Annotated in this window: 21 protein-coding genes and 1 pseudogene; 8 read left to right on the top strand and 14 right to left on the bottom strand. The window is 69.6% G+C overall.

All coding sequences use genetic code 11. The features are described from left to right. Positions 1-134: 134 nt before the first annotated feature. The 3 genes from ABD810_RS30045 (at position 135) to ABD810_RS30035 (ending at position 3,282) form a co-directional block, all read left to right on the top strand. Entirely contained in the window at positions 135-398 is a 264-nt protein-coding gene (locus ABD810_RS30045; protein ID WP_344948021.1) for a hypothetical protein, read from the top strand. 459 nt (positions 399-857) lie between these two features. Further along, on the top strand, positions 858-2,090 hold the full coding sequence (locus tag ABD810_RS30040) for a coiled-coil domain-containing protein (RefSeq protein WP_344948018.1): 1,233 nt from the start codon (positions 858-860) through the stop codon (positions 2,088-2,090). 403 nt (positions 2,091-2,493) lie between these two features. Then, a complete protein-coding gene (locus ABD810_RS30035; RefSeq protein WP_344948015.1) occupies positions 2,494-3,282 on the top strand; it encodes a class I SAM-dependent methyltransferase in 789 nt (262 codons plus the stop codon). Positions 3,283-3,409: 127 nt separating this feature from the next. Here ABD810_RS30035 and ABD810_RS30030 read toward each other — a convergent pair whose 3' ends face one another. From ABD810_RS30030 to ABD810_RS30010, 6 genes and pseudogenes are all read right to left on the bottom strand, one after another. Beyond that, complete coding sequence (locus ABD810_RS30030; RefSeq protein WP_344948012.1) at positions 3,410-3,928, bottom strand: SRPBCC domain-containing protein; 519 nt, start codon at positions 3,926-3,928, stop codon at positions 3,410-3,412. Then, positions 3,925-4,227, bottom strand: coding sequence for an ArsR/SmtB family transcription factor (locus tag ABD810_RS30025; protein WP_344948010.1), 303 nt, complete (start codon positions 4,225-4,227; stop codon positions 3,925-3,927). Before ABD810_RS30025 ends, ABD810_RS30030 begins: the two co-directional genes overlap by 4 nt. Positions 4,228-4,377: 150 nt before the next feature. Beyond that, the gene (locus ABD810_RS30020) at positions 4,378-4,905 is read right to left on the bottom strand and encodes an ABC transporter permease (protein ID WP_344948030.1); all 528 of its coding nucleotides are present in this window, start codon (positions 4,903-4,905) and stop codon (positions 4,378-4,380) included. A 70-nt stretch (positions 4,906-4,975) separates the two neighbouring features. Continuing rightward, positions 4,976-5,215: pseudogene (locus tag ABD810_RS41150) on the bottom strand (ATP-binding cassette domain-containing protein); the annotation flags it as partial. A gap of 53 nt (positions 5,216-5,268) precedes the next feature. Beyond that, positions 5,269-6,561, bottom strand: coding sequence for an ArsB/NhaD family transporter (locus ABD810_RS30015; RefSeq protein WP_344948008.1), 1,293 nt, complete (start codon positions 6,559-6,561; stop codon positions 5,269-5,271). Further along, complete coding sequence (locus tag ABD810_RS30010) at positions 6,558-7,001, bottom strand: CBS domain-containing protein (RefSeq protein ID WP_344948005.1); 444 nt, start codon at positions 6,999-7,001, stop codon at positions 6,558-6,560. Before ABD810_RS30010 ends, ABD810_RS30015 begins: the two co-directional genes overlap by 4 nt. Positions 7,002-7,329: 328 nt before the next feature. Between ABD810_RS30010 and ABD810_RS30005 the strand changes: the two genes are divergently transcribed. Next, the gene (locus ABD810_RS30005; RefSeq protein WP_344948002.1) at positions 7,330-8,022 is read left to right on the top strand and encodes an alpha/beta fold hydrolase; all 693 of its coding nucleotides are present in this window, start codon (positions 7,330-7,332) and stop codon (positions 8,020-8,022) included. Between the two features lie 209 nt (positions 8,023-8,231). On the opposite strand, the gene ABD810_RS30000 is transcribed toward ABD810_RS30005, so the two are convergent. The 4 genes from ABD810_RS30000 to ABD810_RS29985 all read right to left on the bottom strand — a co-directional run bounded on the left by ABD810_RS30000 (position 8,232) and on the right by ABD810_RS29985 (position 10,776). After that, positions 8,232-9,134, bottom strand: a complete 903-nt coding sequence (locus ABD810_RS30000) for a YhjD/YihY/BrkB family envelope integrity protein (protein ID WP_344947999.1) — start codon at positions 9,132-9,134, stop codon at positions 8,232-8,234. Between the two features lie 354 nt (positions 9,135-9,488). Continuing rightward, the gene (locus ABD810_RS29995; RefSeq protein ID WP_344947996.1) at positions 9,489-9,812 is read right to left on the bottom strand and encodes a hypothetical protein; all 324 of its coding nucleotides are present in this window, start codon (positions 9,810-9,812) and stop codon (positions 9,489-9,491) included. A gap of 98 nt (positions 9,813-9,910) precedes the next feature. Next, complete coding sequence (crcB, locus tag ABD810_RS29990; protein ID WP_344947993.1) at positions 9,911-10,282, bottom strand: fluoride efflux transporter CrcB; 372 nt, start codon at positions 10,280-10,282, stop codon at positions 9,911-9,913. Beyond that, positions 10,279-10,776: a fluoride efflux transporter FluC gene (locus ABD810_RS29985; protein WP_344947990.1), complete on the bottom strand. Its 498-nt coding sequence runs from the start codon at positions 10,774-10,776 to the stop codon at positions 10,279-10,281. The genes crcB and ABD810_RS29985 overlap by 4 nt, the downstream gene beginning before the upstream one ends. Positions 10,777-11,169: 393 nt before the next feature. Between ABD810_RS29985 and ABD810_RS29980 the strand changes: the two genes are divergently transcribed. Next, positions 11,170-11,529 carry a hypothetical protein gene (locus ABD810_RS29980; RefSeq protein WP_344947988.1) on the top strand — a complete coding sequence of 120 codons (360 nt, stop codon included), beginning with the start codon at positions 11,170-11,172 and terminating at the stop codon, positions 11,527-11,529. Here the strand turns inward: ABD810_RS29980 and ABD810_RS29975 are convergent. The 3 genes from ABD810_RS29975 to ABD810_RS29965 are packed head-to-tail and all read right to left on the bottom strand — an operon-like array spanning position 11,526 to position 13,646. After that, positions 11,526-11,816, bottom strand: coding sequence for a hypothetical protein (locus tag ABD810_RS29975; protein WP_344947985.1), 291 nt, complete (start codon positions 11,814-11,816; stop codon positions 11,526-11,528). The genes ABD810_RS29980 and ABD810_RS29975 overlap by 4 nt on opposite strands. A 22-nt stretch (positions 11,817-11,838) precedes the next feature. Continuing rightward, a complete protein-coding gene (locus ABD810_RS29970; RefSeq protein ID WP_344947982.1) occupies positions 11,839-12,987 on the bottom strand; it encodes a sensor histidine kinase in 1,149 nt (382 codons plus the stop codon). Further along, positions 12,984-13,646: a response regulator transcription factor gene (locus tag ABD810_RS29965; RefSeq protein WP_344947979.1), complete on the bottom strand. Its 663-nt coding sequence runs from the start codon at positions 13,644-13,646 to the stop codon at positions 12,984-12,986. Before ABD810_RS29965 ends, ABD810_RS29970 begins: the two co-directional genes overlap by 4 nt. A gap of 265 nt (positions 13,647-13,911) precedes the next feature. On the opposite strand from ABD810_RS29965, the gene ABD810_RS29960 reads away from it, so the two are divergent. Beyond that, complete coding sequence (locus tag ABD810_RS29960) at positions 13,912-15,336, top strand: DUF1349 domain-containing protein (RefSeq protein ID WP_344947976.1); 1,425 nt, start codon at positions 13,912-13,914, stop codon at positions 15,334-15,336. A gap of 180 nt (positions 15,337-15,516) precedes the next feature. Here ABD810_RS29960 and ABD810_RS29955 read toward each other — a convergent pair whose 3' ends face one another. Further along, positions 15,517-15,906: a RidA family protein gene (locus ABD810_RS29955; RefSeq protein WP_344947973.1), complete on the bottom strand. Its 390-nt coding sequence runs from the start codon at positions 15,904-15,906 to the stop codon at positions 15,517-15,519. Positions 15,907-15,974: 68 nt separating this feature from the next. Here ABD810_RS29955 and ABD810_RS29950 point away from each other — a divergent pair, with 68 nt between their 5' ends. Next, positions 15,975-16,577, top strand: coding sequence for a CGNR zinc finger domain-containing protein (locus ABD810_RS29950; protein WP_344947970.1), 603 nt, complete (start codon positions 15,975-15,977; stop codon positions 16,575-16,577). 431 nt (positions 16,578-17,008) lie between these two features. After that, positions 17,009-17,467, top strand: a complete 459-nt coding sequence (locus ABD810_RS29945; RefSeq protein ID WP_344947967.1) for a glycosyltransferase — start codon at positions 17,009-17,011, stop codon at positions 17,465-17,467. Positions 17,468-17,480 lie beyond the last annotated feature (13 nt).

Here is a 17,480-nt window from a genome sequence, read left to right as displayed (position 1 = left end):
GGGAAGCGATCTTCGCCAGGGCGTCATCGTCGCTGCTCAACCACACTCGTGAACGCCCCATGAAGCGGTCCACCCGCATCGTGCGGTTCCGCTTCTGACACGGCCGATGGCCGTTACTGTGGCCGTTCGCCGCGTTGAAGGCGCCAACGGCTGTCCGCCGGTTCCTCGACCCCGGGATCGGCGCGCACCGCCTGATCGTCCCGGCCATGGGCGCCGCGGCCGGCATCACCCTCCCGGCGTCCATGATCGGCATCTGGCACGTCCCGGAGCCCGTGCGAGCCGCTCCCATCAAGTCGATGATGTGGAGTTCCCGCACGAACGCCGCCAGGTCGGTTCCGAAGGCGGCCCAGTCCTGGACGGTGTCACGCTGGGCTTCGTTCCCCTCGATCCAGCGGTAGAGCCACCTGTCAGCGGTTCGGGAAGTCGCACGAGCAGGTCGTCACCCAGCCGGTACATGGTGTTGTCCGTGCCCGCGCCCGCCGACGACAACGACAGGCCGGCCCACTCGGGGCGCTGCGCCTCCAGCAGCGACCTGACAGTCGCCTCGTCGATCGAAACCTCGTTCTCGTGCAGTGTCACACCGGGGATCCTTCCGCCAGATGAGGTGGCAAGCCAGTGATTTCCTGATGCGACCGAGTAAGACGCTCTCGTCTGCCGCAAGTCGCGCGGCTACCCATTCGATGAGACGCACGCCCGTTCTCGTGAGACAGAGTGCTCCGGAGGGAGACGGTGGATCACGGCTACGGATAACTTGCGGGAAGTCTCCTTCTCGTTAGTTACTGTCTAGGCCGTCTACGCAACAGATCCTCTTTTCTGATTTTCAATTTCTGGAAATTAGAAAGTGCTAGGGTACGGCTGTGGCAGGGGAGACGGTGAGTGGCGGGGCGATCGTGCGTGGCGAGACGCCGGAAGGCGCTTTGGAGGTGGCCGGCGTTGCGGGGGTGACGCCGTGCAGGCACTGCGGAGCGGCGATCGAGCGGCGAGGCGGGCGCGGCCGGCCGAAGGAGTACTGCCCGCAGAGCGACTGCCAGGCGGCGGCCAAGAGAGAACGCGAGCTGCGCCGCGCCACCCCAGGCCTCGAGGGTGCGCTGGCCCGGGCCGAAGATCTGTACGAGCGCATGGAAAAGGGCCTGGCGTCGGCCATCGCCCCACTGGCACAGGTGCTGGCCGACGAGCTGAGCCCGGCCGGGGTCGAGGCCAAGCTGAGCGCGGTTCAGGCCGAGGCGCACACCCGGGTGGCGATAGCTCGTACCGAGCGGGAACAGGCCTTCGAGCAGGTCCGGCTGGCGCGCGAGGCCACCGAGCACGCGCGCAGGGAACGCGAGAACATGCGCGAGCAGGTGCGCGAGGCTCTGGCCGAACGCGAGACGGCGCTCGCCGATTCGGAGAACGCACGCGAGCAGGCCCTGGCCGCCCTCCGGGAGGCCGCCTCGACCGAGCGGCAGGCCAAGCAGATCGCCGAGGAGGCGAACCGGCGCGCCGCGCGGGCGGAAGCCGCCCGCGACCAAGCGGTTCGCGAGATGAACGAGCGGGTCGAGGCCGCGGAGGCCGAGGTGAAGGACGCTCGTTCGAAGGCTTCGCAGGCGGGACGGCTCGCCGAGCAGGCGGCGGGCGAGCGTGACGCGGCACGGACCGAGGCCGAGCTGGCCCGGCGGGCGCGGGTGGAGGCCGAGCATGCGGCGGCGGGGGCCATCGCCCGGGCGCAGGCGGCCGAGGCGGAGCGGGGCCGTGCGCAGGCCCGCGCCGAGGCCGCCGAGCAGGCACGTGCGCAAGCGATGGAGGAGTCCGCCCGGTCCGCGGCCGACGCGGCCCAGGCCATCGCCCGGGTAGCCCAGGTGGAACGCGAGGCCGCGGCGCGCGTCAAGGCCGCCGACGAAAGAGCGTCCTCGGTGACGTCCGAGGCGCTGGCGGGTGAGCGTTCGGCCACAAGCGAGCGCGACCGGCTGGCCGCACTGCTGGAGGTGGAACGGGCCCGGGTGGAAGACCTTCGGGCGCAGATCGAGACACTGCGCGCCGAGTCCGCCCAACTCCGCGAACGCGCGGTCACGGCCGAACTACGCGCCCCGGTCCAGGCACCCGGGTCCGAGTAGCACTCCAACGAGGCCCGTGACTCCCGAAGCCACGGGTGCCCCGAGCCGTTGCCGCCCGCCCGGACGAGCCTTCGCCAGTGACGGCGGCCAGCGTGGTGAGATGCCGCAGTTCGACGTCAGGCATGAGTCCCACCCTCGACATCACATCGACTTTGGCGATTGATTCGATCGAAAACTATCGCTTTTGTCGATGGGTGTCCTGGCCTAACGTGGCGCTCATGACCGATCACCTTGCAACGACGAAAAGCTCGTCGAGATGAGCGATGCCGAGCTGTGCGTCGAGACCTTCGGAAACCCCGCGAACCCGGCGGTCGCCGGACCAGGTGTGAGGCGTACTCCGCGACGGCCCGATAGAGCCTTGAGACATCGATCTCCACATGACCAACGAGAGGATCCAGTGACGGTGACGTCCGACCACACCGACCTGTTCGACTACGACGCGGAGTTGCGCCTGCACAACGAACTCTTCCGCGCCGCTGCCCGCGTCGGCTCCCGCGACCGTGTGCTCGACATCGGCTGCGGTACGGGCCAGTCCACGCGCGAGGCCGCCCGCGCCGCCGTCGGTGGATGCGCGGTGGGCGTCGACCCATCCGCACGAATGCTCGAACGGGCCCGTCAGCTCAGCGACGCCCAGGGACCGCCCAACATCACCTACCAGCAGGCCGACGCCCAGGTTCACCCCTTCCCACCGGCGTATTTCGACCTCTGTATCAGCAGGTTCGGGACGATGTTCTTCGCCGACCCGGTCGCCGCGTTCACCAATATCGGGCGCGCCCTGCGCCCCGCGGCGCGCCTGGTGCTGCTGGTCTGGCAAGACCGCGACCGCAATGAATGGGCCTCCGCGATCCGCCGGCCCCGCACCGCCGCAACCCCCGAACCCACCCCTCCCACCCGCAGTCCAGACCCCTTCTCACTCGCCGACCCGGCCATCACCGAAGGCATCCTTGCTGCGGCAGGCTTCACGGAAGTCGGCTTCACCGACGTGCACGAACCGGTCTACTACGGTCCGGACAGCGCCACCGCCTTCGACAACGTGCTCCACCTCTGGGACCAAGACCTGCTTGCCGACCTCGACGCCGCGACGGCCGAGCAAGCACGCACGCGGCTACGCGCCACCCTCGCCGCCCACACCACCGACAGCGGCGTGTACTTCGACTCGCGCGCCTGGATCATCACAGCCCGCCGTCACTGACCACCGAGTCCAATCCATCCCCACCATCCAGCCGGCCGGCTCAGGGTCGGGGAACGATTCTGCGCTTTCTCCCAGGTTCGTCGGGACAACGCGGTGGGCACGGGCGGTAGTGCTGTAGTGCGGTAGCTCAGGCGTCGCCCTTGTCTCCACGCAGGGTCGCCGCGAAGCGCCGGCCTGGCGTCGGGTCGACCCCGAAGCGCTCGGCGTAACGTTCGTGAATCTCCGCCCACTGCTCGTGTGCTTCCTCTTCGGAGAGGTCCTTGCCGGCGAGATGCGGCTCGAGCCGCGAAAGGTAGGCCTCCCAGCCGGCAGCGGTCTGCGCCGAGATGCCGCGGTCGTCGATGACGTGGGTGAAGACCAGGCGACAGCCGTCTTCGTGAGCGGACAGATCGAAGCTGTACAACTGGCCGGCGAAGGTCCAGGCCAGGCGATGGGGCGGATCGACCTCGGTCACCTCGCCGGTCATGCCGGCGGCCTCGAAGGTCTCACCCGTCGCCGGTGTCCAGTCGGCGGCTGCGGGAAACCAGCGCTCGAGCTCTGCCGGCACACTGACAGCTCGCCACACGCGTTCGATCGGGTAGGCGAGCGTGCGCTCGAAGCGCAGCGCTGGGCGGCCGTCGACGGTTTCCAGGGTTCCGTCAATCATGGGTTCTCCTCCAGGTGTTGTTCCAAGGCGTCGAGGCGGCTCGACCAGTACACGCGATAGGGCTCCAGCCACTGGTCGACCTCGGCGAGGGGTTCTGGGCGCAGCGCGTACACACGCTGCTTGCCATCCGTGCGCACCGCGACGAGCCCGGCCTCGCGTAATACCTTGAGGTGCTTGGACACGCCGGGTTGGCTGAGATCAAGGCGTTCCACCAGCTCCCCGGCGGGCCGCTCGCCGTCACGCAGCAGGTCGAGAATCTGCCTGCGGTGCGGCTCGGCCAGGGCTGCGTAGGCGCTCATTTCCCTCATATTGCCAGATGGAAATATAAGCCCGCAACTCAAGTCCGGGTCGGCGTGATCGTTCGCACGTCTCCATCATCGGCGTGCACGGCCGTTCCGCACCTGGTCGCTACGCGAAAGTAGCGGGCGGCCCGCTGATCCATACGCTCTTCAACGCGTGTGGTCGGCCCGCTCCCACCAGATCGCCGTAGCGGCGACACCCGCTGCCCCCACGAGGACGACCAGCAGGTAGCCCACCACGCCGGGCGGATCGTAGGTGGTGCCGCCGAGTCCCGCGTACAGGCCGGGAACCGACCAGGGGAAGTAGGCGCCGAAGCCGAGCGCGGTGATGATCTGGGCGCAGAAGACGATGACGAACAGCACTCCGACGGCGGCAAGGTAGCCGCGTCCGAGGGAGGCTGCGAGCGACAGCGGCGTGGTCAGCAGCCACGTCATGACGGCGATGACCGGAAGACGCAGCACGTCACCGGCGGTCACCTCCCCGGGCAGGCCGAGCGCCGTGCCGATGACCAGCCCGAGCAGGACCATCTGAACCGTCAGCGTAGCCGCCCAGAGCGCGCCGACGAGGAACTTGGCCAGGACGACGGAGGTCCTGGAGGTGGGGAGCGCGAGCAGGTCCTTGGCCGTGTGGTCGCTGAACTCGCGGCCGAACAGCCAGATGCCGGTCATGCCGTAGATCAGCAGACCGCTGACGCCGGTCGCCTGCCCGAGCAGGCCGAGGAAACCCGGCCAGTCGGCGCTCGCGCCGCTGAGCTGTGCCTTGTCGCAGGTTCTCGCGGACCGTCAGCTCCGGGTACGCGGCGGGCCCCTCCACCAGATAGCCGACCCGCGACCAGAGGTTTCCGGGGGCAGGCGGCTCGCCCAGGACGGTGATGGAGCCGCCGCTCGGGCGGATCATGCCGAGCAGCATCCGGATCAGGGTGGTCTTCCCGGCGCCGTTCAGCCCCAGCAGCGCGTAGATCTCCCCGGCCCGGACGTCGAGCGACACCCCGTCGACGGCGACCACGTCGCCGTAACGTTTGCGGACCTCCCGGGCGCCGATCACATCAGGTACCGCAGCCACAGGTACGGCGTCACCAGGGCGACCGTGACCAGGGTGACAACGAGGCCGTACTTGGTGAACTCCCAGAAGCTGATCGGGTGGCGGTTGCGGGCGGCGATGCCGAGGATGACGACGTTGGCCGCCGCGCCCACCGCCGTGGCGTTGCCGCCCAGGTCGGCGCCGAAGGCCAGCGCCCACCACAGCACCTCCGCGTGCTCGTTGCCGCCGTTGGCCTGCACCAGGTCGGCGACGATGGGGCTCATCGTGGCGACGTAGGGGATGTTGTCGACGATGGCGGAAAGGCCGGTCGAGGCCCACAGCAACACCATCGTGGTCAGGCCGAGCTGTCCCTCGGTGGCGTCGACCGCGAGCCGGGAGATCTGGCCGATGACGCCGGTCTCGACCAGCGCGCCGACCATGACGAACAGGCCCATGAAGAACACCAGGGTCGGCCATTCGACCTCGGAGATGGCGTCCTCGGTGGTGACCTTGGTGGCGGCCACCAGGATGCCGGCACCGAGGATCGCCACGATCGAGGGCTCATAGTGGAGCACCGGGTGCAGCACGAACGCGACCATCACCAGGGCCAGCACGACCAGGCTCTGCCACAGCAGGCGCGGGTCGGCGATCGCCTCCCGCTCGTTGAGCTGCATGATCTCGCGGGCGCGCGCCTCGTCGTACACGAAAGCCTTGCGGAACAGCACCCGGCACAGACCGAGGAACACGATGACCAGCACCACCACCATCGGCGCCATGTGCACCAGGAAGTCGTTGAACGACAACCCGCCCCGGCTGGCGATGATGATATTCGGCGGGTCGCCGACCAGCGTCGAGGCGCCGCCGATGTTGGAGGCCAGCGCCTCGGCGATCAGATAGGGCGCGACCTTCAACCCCAGCCGCTCGCACACCAGGAACGTCACCGGCGCGATCAGCAGGACGGTCGTCACGTTGTCGAGCAACGCCGACGCCCCGGCGGTGATCAGCACCAGCAGGACCATCAGCCGGTACGGCCGCCCGCGCGCCCGTTTCGCCGCCCAGATGGCGAGATATTCGAACACGCCCGTCTTCTTGAGTACACCGACGATGACCATCATCCCGAGCAGCAGGAAGATGACGTTCCAGTCGACCCCGGTGTCGTGGGAGAAGAACGCCGCGCCCGCGTCGCTGGCGTGGATGAGCAGCATGATCCCGGCCCCGCCGAGCGCGGCGGCGACCCGGTGGATCCGTTCGGTGGCGATGAGGGCGTACGCGCCGAGGAAGACCGAGACCGACACCCAGGCGAGAACCGTCACGCGCCCGTGACCTGGTCCATCAGCGCCTGCAGGGTGATCGCGCCCAGCAGCCTGCCATCGTCCACGACGGCGACGAGGGGACTTCTCGTCCGCGCCATCAACGCGGCTATCTCCAGCAGGGTGGCGTCCGGGTCGGTGACCGGCAACTCCCGTGGATTCTTCGGCAGCGCCTGGCGGACCGTGCTGTCGCCGAGCGCGTCGAGGAACCGGTCGGCGTGTTCCTCGTCGACGACTCTGGCCAGCGCCGGATCGTCCTGGCAGTAGCCGGGCACGGCCAGCGCGAGCACCTGCGTGCCGGGCAGGACGCTGTGCGGGCGGCCCTCGTCGGTGACGACGATGAGCCCGGCCAGGTCGCGTTCGGCCATCAGGCGGGCGGCGTCGACGACGAGGGTGTCGAGGGTGACGGTGGGGAACTCGGTGAGCAGGTCACGGGCGCGCATCGCGGCCTCCGGGGTCGGCTGTTGAATCGCCGACCAGGCTTCCCGGCTCACCTGATGGTCAGGCTATCAACCAGGTCGGCCGCCCACCAGAGGCGACGTTCCACAAAGGCGGGCCGGTTGATCAGGGCTGGACGAACCACGGCCTGGCGCACACACTGGCGCGATGCCGACCGTGTACAAGACCCCTGGTGGTCAGCGCGCGGTACGCCGATGGTGTTCCGAAGCCCTGGCGCGAGCGGACTTCCCTCTCACCAATGGGAGGCTGGACACCAGCGCCGGCCGAGTGGAACTCACCTCCGCCGGAACCGGACGGCAGAAGGTCGTTCTGGTGCCCGGGACCGGCTTCAACGCCGCAGTGGCTCTGCCGTGGCTGCGGGCGCTGTCGGCGCGCTGGGCGACCACGGTGGTGGACCTGCCGGGTCAGCCCGGACTGAGCGATCCGCGCCGGCCGCGCCGGGACCGGCTTTCCTGGTATGGCCGAGTGCTGGATGAGGTGCTGGCCGCCCTGGACGCCGACGGTGTCGTGCTGGTGGGCAACTCCCTGGGAGCCGCCGTGGCCCTGGCCGCCGGCTCACCCCGAATCGCGGCGCGGGCCCTGGTCTCACCCGCCGGCTTCATCCGTCTCAGCGTGAACCCGGAACTGGCGGTGGCCTCGGCCGCCTGGCTGCTGCGTCCAACCGCCGAAAGCACCCGCCGGATGCTCCGGTTGTTCGTCGCTCCCGGTACGGAGCCGCCCCAGATCGTGGCGGAATGGATGGCCCTCATGGCCACTTGCTGCCGCACGACTCTGGCCCCGCCGCCCCTGCCAGCCGAGGTGCTGGCCCGCCGCGCCGAACGGCCGTGTGTGGTCGGAGTCGGGGAACACGACCGGTTCCTACCACCCCGGCGGTTGGCTCCTGCGGTACGTCGAACCATGGACGTCGACGTGCGGGTCTTCTCCGGCGTCGGCCACCTGACCACCCCGGATCATCTCGACGAGGTCGTGTCCCTGGTGGCCGAGGTCGCCGAGTCTTCTACCTGACCTTCGATGCGATCGATCCGGCCACTCATGCCATGGCGGCAGTAAACGTCAGCAGCTCCTCGCGCTCCTGCTGTCTGCTCTGACGCTCACCGTCCTAACCGCCAAGACGATGCCCGCTCTCCCTCAGGCGACTCCATCGTCCCCGTGAATCCCCAGGTTGAGCGGCACTCCAACGGTCTTCAATGCTGCGGACGATCTTCTTTGTACCGTCAAGCGGCCAGGTCGGTGACCTGGCCGGTGGTGCTGGTGGCGGCCAGGGCGGTGGCGAACAGGATGAGCTGGTTAGCGATTTTGAGGAACAACAGCATGCCGACCGCGCCGGCGACCACCTGGTAAGCGGGATTGGCAGCGGTGAGGTCGAGGTAGAGCTGGCCGAGCGTTTTGAGGATCTCCAGCCCGAAGACGATCACCAGAGCGGGGGCGATCGCGCGGCGCGGCGGCAGCCGCAACCGGGGCGGCCCGGCCAGCAGCGCCAGGGCCAGCAGCGTGTTCACCGCCAGGCCCAGCAGGACGGCGGCCACGGTCAAGACCCCATGGGCCGGGGCGGCATCGACGCCCACGGTTGCGATGGCCAGCCAGGTCAATATCCTCTGGGCGCCGAAGGACACGGCCAGAGAGGCGGCCAGCAGTAGTCCGAGCCCGGCCAGCACGGCCAGGTCGATCAGCTGACGGACGAAGAAGGTGCCCGGGTACTCCTCCAGCCGCCACATCGCCCGGCTGGCCGAACGCAGCGCGTCCATCCAAAACAGGCCGGTCAGCGGCAGACCGACGAAAGCGATCAAGCCGGCCGTGCTCCGGGCATCGCGCAGCGCCTGGACCTGCAGGCGCGGGAAGTTGTCGCTCAGGTAGCGCTGCACCTGGGCCAGCACCGCCGGGTCGTCCAGGACCCGGCCCACGATGGCGAAACCCAGCAGAGCCAGCGCGAAGGTGGCGAAGAAGGCGTAGTAGGTCAACGCCGCCGACAACCGGCCGCCATCGGCGGCGTCATAGCGGAGCACGGCGCGCACCAGGTGATCCAGCCAGCTATAACGGCTGCGGGCGCGTCCCCAGCCAGCGGCCAGCCGCCCGCCCCAGCGTCGGCCCAGCCGCACGATCTGCCCGGTGGCCGCCATGACCGCGCCTTCTTCTCGCCCGCCCGTTCTATCGCCCATCGCCGTCGCGTGGATCATCCTCCGTACTGACTCGATCAGGACACCTACCCGATCCTTGATCAGGTCGAGCCGGAGGGAAAGCATCAATCGCAGATGAACTCATCACTCAGGCGCGAGGTCGGCCGCCGCTCGGCCGGCCTCCGCCCCGCCCCGCCCCGCCGAGCTGGGCACACTGCGCCGACTGGTCGACGACATCGCAAGATAACGAAGGTTGTCCAAGAACCGGTCATCGGCCCAGGCTCGACTCAGAGGTCTGCCTGCACCGGACCGCCAGGTGGCGGTAACCGTCCTGCGCGCCGTGGACACGGTCAGCGCCTACTTCACCGGCGCGATCAGGCGCGAGATCGCGAATCTGCGGGCCGAGCGGGCCACGGGCCTGTCCAAGCGCGACTGGCAGCGCGCCTCCGGCCCGCATGTGAGGAGGATGCGGCCGTCGGCGGTGAAATACGGTGCGACATAGCGCTCGTAGTGCAGACGGGCCTCCGCCTCGCTGAGGCTCGCGATGAGGGTGTTGACATACCGGACGGCGAGGTCCGGCTCATCGCGGATCGTGCGCAGGGCTCGACGGTCGGCCCGCACGAGGGCCAGTACCGCGGGATCGTTCGACGCTATGTGGGTGGGGTCCACGGCGACGCCCACCGTGGGGATCCTGAAGTGGTCCCCGACGATCGGCGTCGGCGCCCCGTGATCTCCCGTCGCCAGGTTCGGTGTCTCAGGATCTCGCGGCGACGACCGTTTCAGAAGGCCGCCTGGGCGATCGCCAGGCCGATGGACACCGCGCCCAGTCCGGCGACGATCGAGGCGATGACGTTGGCGGCGGCGAGGAACGCCGCGCCGGTCTCGGCCAGACGCAGCGTCTCGTACGAGAACGTCGAGTACGTGGTCAGCGCCCCGCACAGCCCGGTGCCCAGCAGCAGTCGCACGTCGCCGCCCGCCGCCCCGGACAGTGCCGCTCCGGTCAGGAGGCCGAGGATCAGCGAACCGATCACGTTGACGGTTAACGTGCCCCAGGGGAAGACGGTGTCATGGCGGGCCTGCACGGCCCGGTCGGTCAGGTAGCGCAGCGGCGCGCCGATCGCACCCCCGATCAGTACGAGCAGCCAGTTCATCGCGTTCTCCTTGCCGTCGGCGGCGCCAGGAGGCGCCGAGTGCCCCGGGCGCCGGCCGTCACCGCGACCAGAGCCGCCAGCACCGTCGCCGCCAGGTAACCGAGCGCCTGGCCCGTCCGGCCGCCGGAGATGAGGCGCTCGATGTCCAGGCAGTAGGTGGAGAAGGTGGTGAAGCCGCCCAGCACACCGGTGCCGAAGAACGGCCGCATCCAGGCCGGCGCCGTCCGCGCCTCGCTGAGCACCGCGAGGAGGATCCCGATCAGCAGGCATCCGAGGGCGTTGACGCTCAGCGTCGTCCAGGAAAAGGAACCGGTCGTGGTCGGCCACAGCAGGCCGGCGCCGTACCGGGCGCCCGTGCCGGCCGCGCCACCGGCGGCGATCACGGCCAGCACACCGTTGCGGCGGCGGCGTGACTCCCGGCGCGCGCCCGGGAATTCGACATCGGGGTCGACCGGCTCGGTGATGGCAGCGGACCTGTCTTGATCCGGACGCATACCTCTCCCTGCGCGTGGCGTGCCCCGCCTGTTCGCGGGCACGGGGCTGTCACGGGTAGGGACCGTTGGCGGCAGCGGACGACCGCGGTTGGAGTACGGCGGGCCCACCGCTGCGGGCACCCCGCCCACCGGGCGCGATGCCTGGCCCAGTTTACGCGACACCGAAGCGACCTTCTCTTTTAATTCGCCGGCCCCGATCTGTACATCCAGCTTGTCCTCAACCGAGGGTGGACCGCCGACGAGTACGAGACCTGGCTGGGCGACGTCCTGGAAGCGGTTCTGCTCGAACCAGGACATCCAAGACACCCAGATTGAGCGGTGGTGGAGTGGGCGGCCGGTGTCCTAGACTGCCGGTCGCGCCGGCGTGGATACGTTCTGCGAGAGGGAGGACGGGTGACAGTGGCACGAGTACTGGTGGTCGGTCTCGATCCCGCCAAGATCGAGGGCTGGGACCCGGAGCCGGTCCAGGCGGCGCTGGCGCGCGGCCAGGCCCGTTTCGACGATCATGGTATCGGGGCCGACTGGTGCCTGGTGGCACCTGACGAGAACCCCGTAGAAACGATCGTGGAGGCGCTGATCCGCAAAGGCTACGAATGCGTGGTGATCGGGGGCGGCATCCGCACGCACGAGCCGTTGCTCGAACTCTTCGAGATGGTGGTCAACCTGGTCCGGCAGCACGCGCCCGACGCGGCCATCGCCTTCAACAGCAGCCCCGAGAACTGCGTCGACGCAGCTTTACGGTGGCTGCGCTAGCCCTGTTCAATGCGGCCCCGATTCAAGGGGTCGCCGTCGGGCCAGGTGGTCACCAGTTCCTTCAGAGCCCCGGTGCAGGCGGCCGACATGCCCCGCGCCACGGCGCAGGCGTTGTCGCTCTGCTCGGCCGCCCATGAAAGCCCGCTCCCGCCGAAGTCATGGAAGAAGATCTCCGCGGTCTCACCGTAGCTCGGGCCGATCGCTCTGAGCAGGGTCCACCCGTTGTCCTCCCACGGCGGCGGCTCCGCCGGCCAGGGCCGGTCGCCGAGATCCTCGTGCCACCACACCCTGTCCGGAATGTAGCCGCCCTCATTTTCTTTGATCGTGTGATTCCCCTCCCGTATCCGTTCGAGTTGCTTGACGAGATCCGTGCGCGAACCGCACGGTGATGGACAGGCCGCCTTCGGGGTGTGCGCTGGTGGTGAGGGTGGCGTGGTGAGCTTGCGTGACGGCATTGACGATGGCGAGGCCGAGACCGTAGCCGTCGCGGCCGTGACGATCAGGCGCCAGTCTCTGGAAGGGCTGAAAGAGTCGCTGGATCTGGTCGCCGGAGATGACCGGCCCGCTGTTGGCGACCGTAAGGGCCACCTGTGTGCCGGAGGTCTGCGTGGTGATCTTTACGTGCCCGTCCGGGTGGTTGTGGCGGATGGCGTTGTCGATGAGGTTGGCGACCAGGCTTTCGATCAGTCTCGGGTCTGCGGCCGTCACTGCGGGCGTCAGGTCTTCGGTCAGGTGAATGCCCTTTTGCGCTGCTAGGTCGCGGCGGGAGGCGAGCACTGCTTCGACGACGTGGGTCAGGTCGAGGGTGTCCCGGCGGGTGATGCCGCGCTCGCTGGTGGCCAGGGCGAGCAGTGCTTGGACGAGCCGTTCCTGATGTCCGCCAAGGGCGAGGGCCTCCTGGCAGACCGAGCGCAGGGTGTCGGCGTCGGCATCGGGGTCGGCGAGGGCGACCTCGAGGAGGGTCCGCAGACCGGCCAGAGGGGTGCGCAGCTCGTGGGAGGCGTTGGCGACGAAGTGGCGTTGGGCGTCGAAGGAGGCCTGCAATCGGGTGAACAGGTCGTCGAGAGTGTGGCCGAGCTCGGTCAGCTCGTCCGTGGGCTCGCCCAGGTCGAGGCGCCGGTGGAGGTCTCCGGCGGAGATGATTTTGGCGGTGGCGGTGATGGCGCGCAGAGGCCGCAGGAACCGGTCGGCGACGAACCAGCCCAGAGCCAGGGCGATGGGAATCAGCAGGACCAGGGCGACGGCGGATCCGGCGAGGAGTTGGGGCAGGCTGATCCCGGGCCCGGTTTCGGTGATCGCGCTCGATGAGGGGCGGCCGTGGGGTATGGCCGCATTGATGCTGGCGAGCGGGACGGCGACGAAGACGACCACCAGGACCCCGGCGGCGTAGATGCCCGCCGCGTAGGCGAGCGCGAGCCGCGTCTGCAAAGACCTTCTGGCGAGGCGCTGGGAGGTCATGACGGTCCGATGCGGTAGCCGCCTTCGCGGATGGTCTCGATCACGGGTGGGTCGCCGAGTTTGGCCCGTAACCGGTGCATGGTGTGCTTGACGGCGCTGCTGAAGGGGTCGGCGGCCTGGTCCCAGACGCGTTCGAGCAGTTCCTCGGCGGAGATGACCAGGCCGGGTACGGCGAGCAGGCATTCGAGCAGGGCGAACTCCCTGGGGCTCAGCTCAAGGCGCCGGCCGGCCCGGAACGCGATGCGGCGGGCCGGATCGAGGGTGATGTCCCCGCATGCCAGGGTGGGCGGTAGCGGCGGGGTGGCGCGGCGGGCCAGGGCACGGACGCGGGCGACCAGTTCGGCGAACGCGAACGGCTTGGGCAGATAGTCGTCGGCGCCGAGGCTGAGCCCGTCGACGCGGTCCTCGATCGTGCCGGAGGCGGTGAGCATCAGGACGCGGGTCTCACAGCGGCCGTGGGCCAGTCGCCGGCAGATCTCGTCCCCGTGGACGCCGGGCAGGTCGCGGTCGAGGATCACCACGTCGTAGCGGGTGGCGGCCAGGCGCTCGAGGGCGGCGGTTCCATCCAGGACGACGTCGACGGCCATGCCCTCGCGGCGCAGCCCGGTTCCGATGGAGCGGGCCAGGACCTCGAAGTCCTCGACGACGAGGACCCTCACCGCCACTCACCGCAGGTCGTCGTGCGGGCGGGGCGGCCGAGCCGGCCGCCGGGTCGAGGTGCCATGGATCAACGATGCCAGACTCCGGGTTCCAGCCAGGTCGCAGCGGCCGCGACCCGGCTGGAACCGGGTGCCGCGTACAACCGTCGGCATGAATCCATTCACGCTTTACCGATCCAGCCAACGGGCCGGGTGGGACCGTTTCCCTCAGTCGCTGCGCGCGGAGTGGACCAGGTTCCGCTCCGCGCGGGGCTTGGTGCTCCTCATGGCGGCCTCCGTTCTGGTCACCGTGTCGCTTGGACTGCTGGTCGCCGGGGGCGCCCGCAGCACCTGCGTGACGTCGAAGGGTGAGGGCCCCTGCCCCGCGACTTTGGTGGGCCCCGATGGCACGGCGGTGAGAGACAAGTACTACTTCGTGCACCAGCCGCTCAAGGGGAACGGCAGTATCACCGCCCGCGTGTCGGACATGACCGGGCAGATGCGGCTGCCGGACGCCGTACCCGGGGTGCGTAACGTCAAGCAGGGGGTGGTGCCGTGGGCGAAGGCCGGGCTCCTCGTCAGGCAGAGCCTCACGCAGGGCACGCCGTACGCCGCCGTCATGATCACTGGCGGCCACGGCGTGAGGATGCAGCACAACTTCACCCACGATGTGGCCGGCGGTTCTGTGCAGGGGCCACGGTGGCTGAGACTGACCAGGTCAGGCGACACCATCACCGGCTACGAGTCAGACGACGGCAAGACGTGGACCGAGGTCAGCACGGTCGAGCTGACCGGGCTGCCGGAGACGGTCGAGATCGGGCTGTTCGCCACCTCACCAGGCACGTTGTGGGAGATGGCGATGGCCTTCGCCCAGGCCACCGCCGCCTTCGACCAGATCAAGCTGCAGGGCGCGAACGGTTCGTGGCTGCGCGACGACGTCGGCGCCTCCATGGGACCCGACGGCAAGACCCCGCATCACCCGGGCGGGGTCGTCGAGTCCGGCGACAAGCTCCTCGTGACCGGGGGAGGGGATATCGGGCCCGCCACGATGGAGGGCGGTCTGCGCGCCGACCTCACCCTGATCGGGGGGGCTGTGGGGCTGATCCCGGTGCTCGTGGTGGCGGTCTCGTTCTTCACGGCGGAGCACCGGCGGAGGCTGATCGGGACCGGCCTGCCGGCCGAGCCGCATCCAGCGCGGCTGCTGGCGGCCAAAGTCGTGGTGGTCGGCGCGGTCGCGTTCGTGGCGGGGCTGGTCACCTCGGGGGTCGTGGTCCCTGTCGGCCTGGCGATGTTGCGTGGGAATCAGAACCGGATTCAGCCGATCACCCTGGGTACCGAGCTGCGGGTGATCATCGGCTACGCGGCGCTGACCGCGGCCGCCGCCGTGCTGGCTCTGGGCCTGGCCGCGCTGGTCAGGCGGGGCATCGTCGCCATCGGGCTGGCCGTCGCGCTGGTCGTCCTGCCCCACCTGCTGGCGACCGCGGGCCTGGTGCCATGGCTGCTGATGATCACCCCTGCCGCCGGGTTCGCGATCACGCAGAGCGTCCCCACGTTCGCGCATGTGGACGTGGACCCGTCCCTGCTCGGAGGCTACTACCCGCTCCCGCCATGGGCAGGGTTGGCCGTGACCTGCGGATATGCCGCCCTCGCTCTCGGGGTGGCGATCGCCGGTTATCGCAGGAAAGCGCCGGTTCAGGGGCAGTTCATCTAGAGGTGCGGAACCCCGCTCGGCGCGCCTGCACCGTTCGGCCGAAGAAGGGGACAGCCGAATCCGAACGCCACCGAGCGAGAGCGACCGCTCCGGTTGCGTCCACGGGAGTGGTGTAAGAGTTTTCGCTGGTAGAGGCGTGGCGTCGTGAAATGAAGCCGGCCATCGCGTGATCCTTCGGCTCTACACGACGGCGACGGCGTCGATCTCGACGAGGAACCCGGGGCCCAAGCCTGCCACGAAGTGGACCGTGATGGCCGGCGGCGGGTCGGCCCTGTTCCACACTTCCTGGAAGGCGGCCACGCCCTCGTCGAAGGTGTGGCCGTCCACCACGGCGATGGACCAGTGCACGATGTTCGCCAGGCTCGCCCCCTCGCTCTCCAAGATGGTCGCGAGGTTGCGGAACACCTGCCTGGCCTGCTCTCCGAGCGTGGGACCGACGACCTTGCCGTCGGCGTCGACGCCGTTCTGCCCGCCGATGTAGATGGTCTTCGCCGGCTGTTCGACCACGACGGCCTGGCTGAAAGCCGGGCTGCGGTGGAGCCCTTCGGGGTTGATATGCCGTACACCCATGTGCTGCCTCCTCTGCTAATGAAACCAGTTAAACAGGTTTCGGTGGCGCTACCAGTTATAGTGGTTTCATGCGAGCGAACGCAACCGGACGGGTGCTGCACGACCCCAAGGGCGGGTCGTTCCGGTTCGACGCCGGCGCCGTCTGCCTGGACTTCGCCCACACGGGTGGCGAGGGGCAGTACGCGGTGTTCGAGACCCTCCACGAGCCTGCCGACCTCGGCGAATGGCTGGCCCAGCCGCCGCTGGCCGCGGTCATGACGGTCCCCGTGACGGCCCGCGAGCTGACCGCGGCCAAGACCCTCCGCCAGGCGATCTGGGACGCGGCGCACGCCCAGGCGGCGCGTCGCCCCCTCCCCGCCGGGACCATCGCCACCATCAACCGGGCCGCGGCCGCGGCGCCGCTGACCCCCGAGCTCGCCGCCGGCGCCACGACCGTGGGATGGGCGCCGCCGGTGCGGGCAACGCAGGCGCTGTCGACGCTGGCGCGGGAGATGATCGAGCTGCTGTCCGGGCCACTCTCCGAGCGCATCCGCGAGTGCGCGAGCGACAATTGCCCGCTGGTGTTCGTCGACACCTCCCGCCCCGGCGCCCGGCGCTGGTGCGCGATGGAGCGGTGCGGCAACCGTCACAAGCTCCGGGCTCTCCGCGCCCGGCAGGCCACGGCCCCGTGACGCGGCCTCAAGCAGGGCGTGTCATCACAGCCTGTAAGAGCCCCGCGCGTCCTGGGCCGGTCGCCGGTCGCCCCTCGCCATGCAGGCGGAATGTGCGCCGGTACCTCGTCGGGGACGTCCCGACCCTGGGCCCGCAGGTCGATCAAGGTCCGGCCGCCGGGGGCTCGAGGATCCGCCGGAGCACCTGTCCGGTATTTCTTGGCCCGTGTTCGACGCCGAGCTCGGCATCAGTGGGGCCGGTACGGGCGTACGCGGCGCGCCGCCGGTTGGTGAAGGGTTCGTCCGTCCACGCGGACGATGAAGGGAAAGGGGAGTACCCACTCCTTTCCACTCTCAACGTATAGCGCACCGGGGGGCTTGCGGCAAGACCCGGGTCATGCTGCAGAATCGGCGGCCGAGGCCAGAGCCTGCGGGAACTTGGGGGATTCGAAGTGCGTGTATCGCTGTCGACGTATGGGTCGCGCCGCCGCGTGCTCGTCGCCCGAGGCTGGGTCGGCCTGGCGCTGATCGACGAGCGGGACGACTGCTTCGTCGTCGGCGGGGTCGACCAGCAGGTACTGTTCGGACGGGTGGCCGCCGTCGTGCACCACGGCGGCGCGGGCACGACGACGACGGTCGCCCGGGCCGGCGCGCCCCAGGTGGTGGTACCCCGGGCGGCGGACCAGCCGTACTGGGCAGGCCGGGTGGCCGAGCTGGGCATCGGCGCGGCACATGACGGTCCGGCTCCGACCGCCGAGTCCCTGTCAGCCGCGCTCAGGACGGCCCTGACCCCCGAGACCCGCGCACGAGCGACCACCATGGCCGCCGCGATCCGCACCGACGGGGCCACGGTGGCCGCGACGCTGCCGCTCGACGCGGTCAGCCGAGAGATGCCGCCCGTTTCCGTGTGATCCATGCGGGGTT

The organism is Sphaerisporangium flaviroseum, from assembly GCF_039537005.1.
Taxonomy (GTDB): Bacteria; Actinomycetota; Actinomycetes; order Streptosporangiales; family Streptosporangiaceae; genus Sphaerisporangium; species Sphaerisporangium flaviroseum.
The sequence above is the reverse complement of the archived record's forward strand: the minus strand, read 5'-3'. Positions and strand labels throughout refer to the sequence as shown.

Coding starts and splice junctions, on each gene's coding strand:
- ABD810_RS30030 (WP_344948012.1), bottom strand. CDS start 3,928: ATGATTGACGGAACCCTGGAAACCGTCGACGGCCGCCCAGCGCTGCGC.
- ABD810_RS30025 (WP_344948010.1), bottom strand. CDS start 4,227: ATGAGCGCCTACGCAGCCCTGGCCGAGCCGCACCGCAGGCAGATTCTC.
- ABD810_RS30010 (WP_344948005.1), bottom strand. CDS start 7,001: ATGCGCGCCCGTGACCTGCTCACCGAGTTCCCCACCGTCACCCTCGAC.
- ABD810_RS30000 (WP_344947999.1), bottom strand. CDS start 9,134: ATGGCGGCCACCGGGCAGATCGTGCGGCTGGGCCGACGCTGGGGCGGG.
- crcB (WP_344947993.1), bottom strand. CDS start 10,282: ATGAACTGGCTGCTCGTACTGATCGGGGGTGCGATCGGCGCGCCGCTG.
- ABD810_RS29985 (WP_344947990.1), bottom strand. CDS start 10,776: ATGCGTCCGGATCAAGACAGGTCCGCTGCCATCACCGAGCCGGTCGAC.
- ABD810_RS29970 (WP_344947982.1), bottom strand. CDS start 12,987: ATGACCTCCCAGCGCCTCGCCAGAAGGTCTTTGCAGACGCGGCTCGCG.
- ABD810_RS29960 (WP_344947976.1), top strand. CDS start 13,912: ATGGCGGCCTCCGTTCTGGTCACCGTGTCGCTTGGACTGCTGGTCGCC.
- ABD810_RS29955 (WP_344947973.1), bottom strand. CDS start 15,906: ATGGGTGTACGGCATATCAACCCCGAAGGGCTCCACCGCAGCCCGGCT.
- ABD810_RS29950 (WP_344947970.1), top strand. CDS start 15,975: ATGCGAGCGAACGCAACCGGACGGGTGCTGCACGACCCCAAGGGCGGG.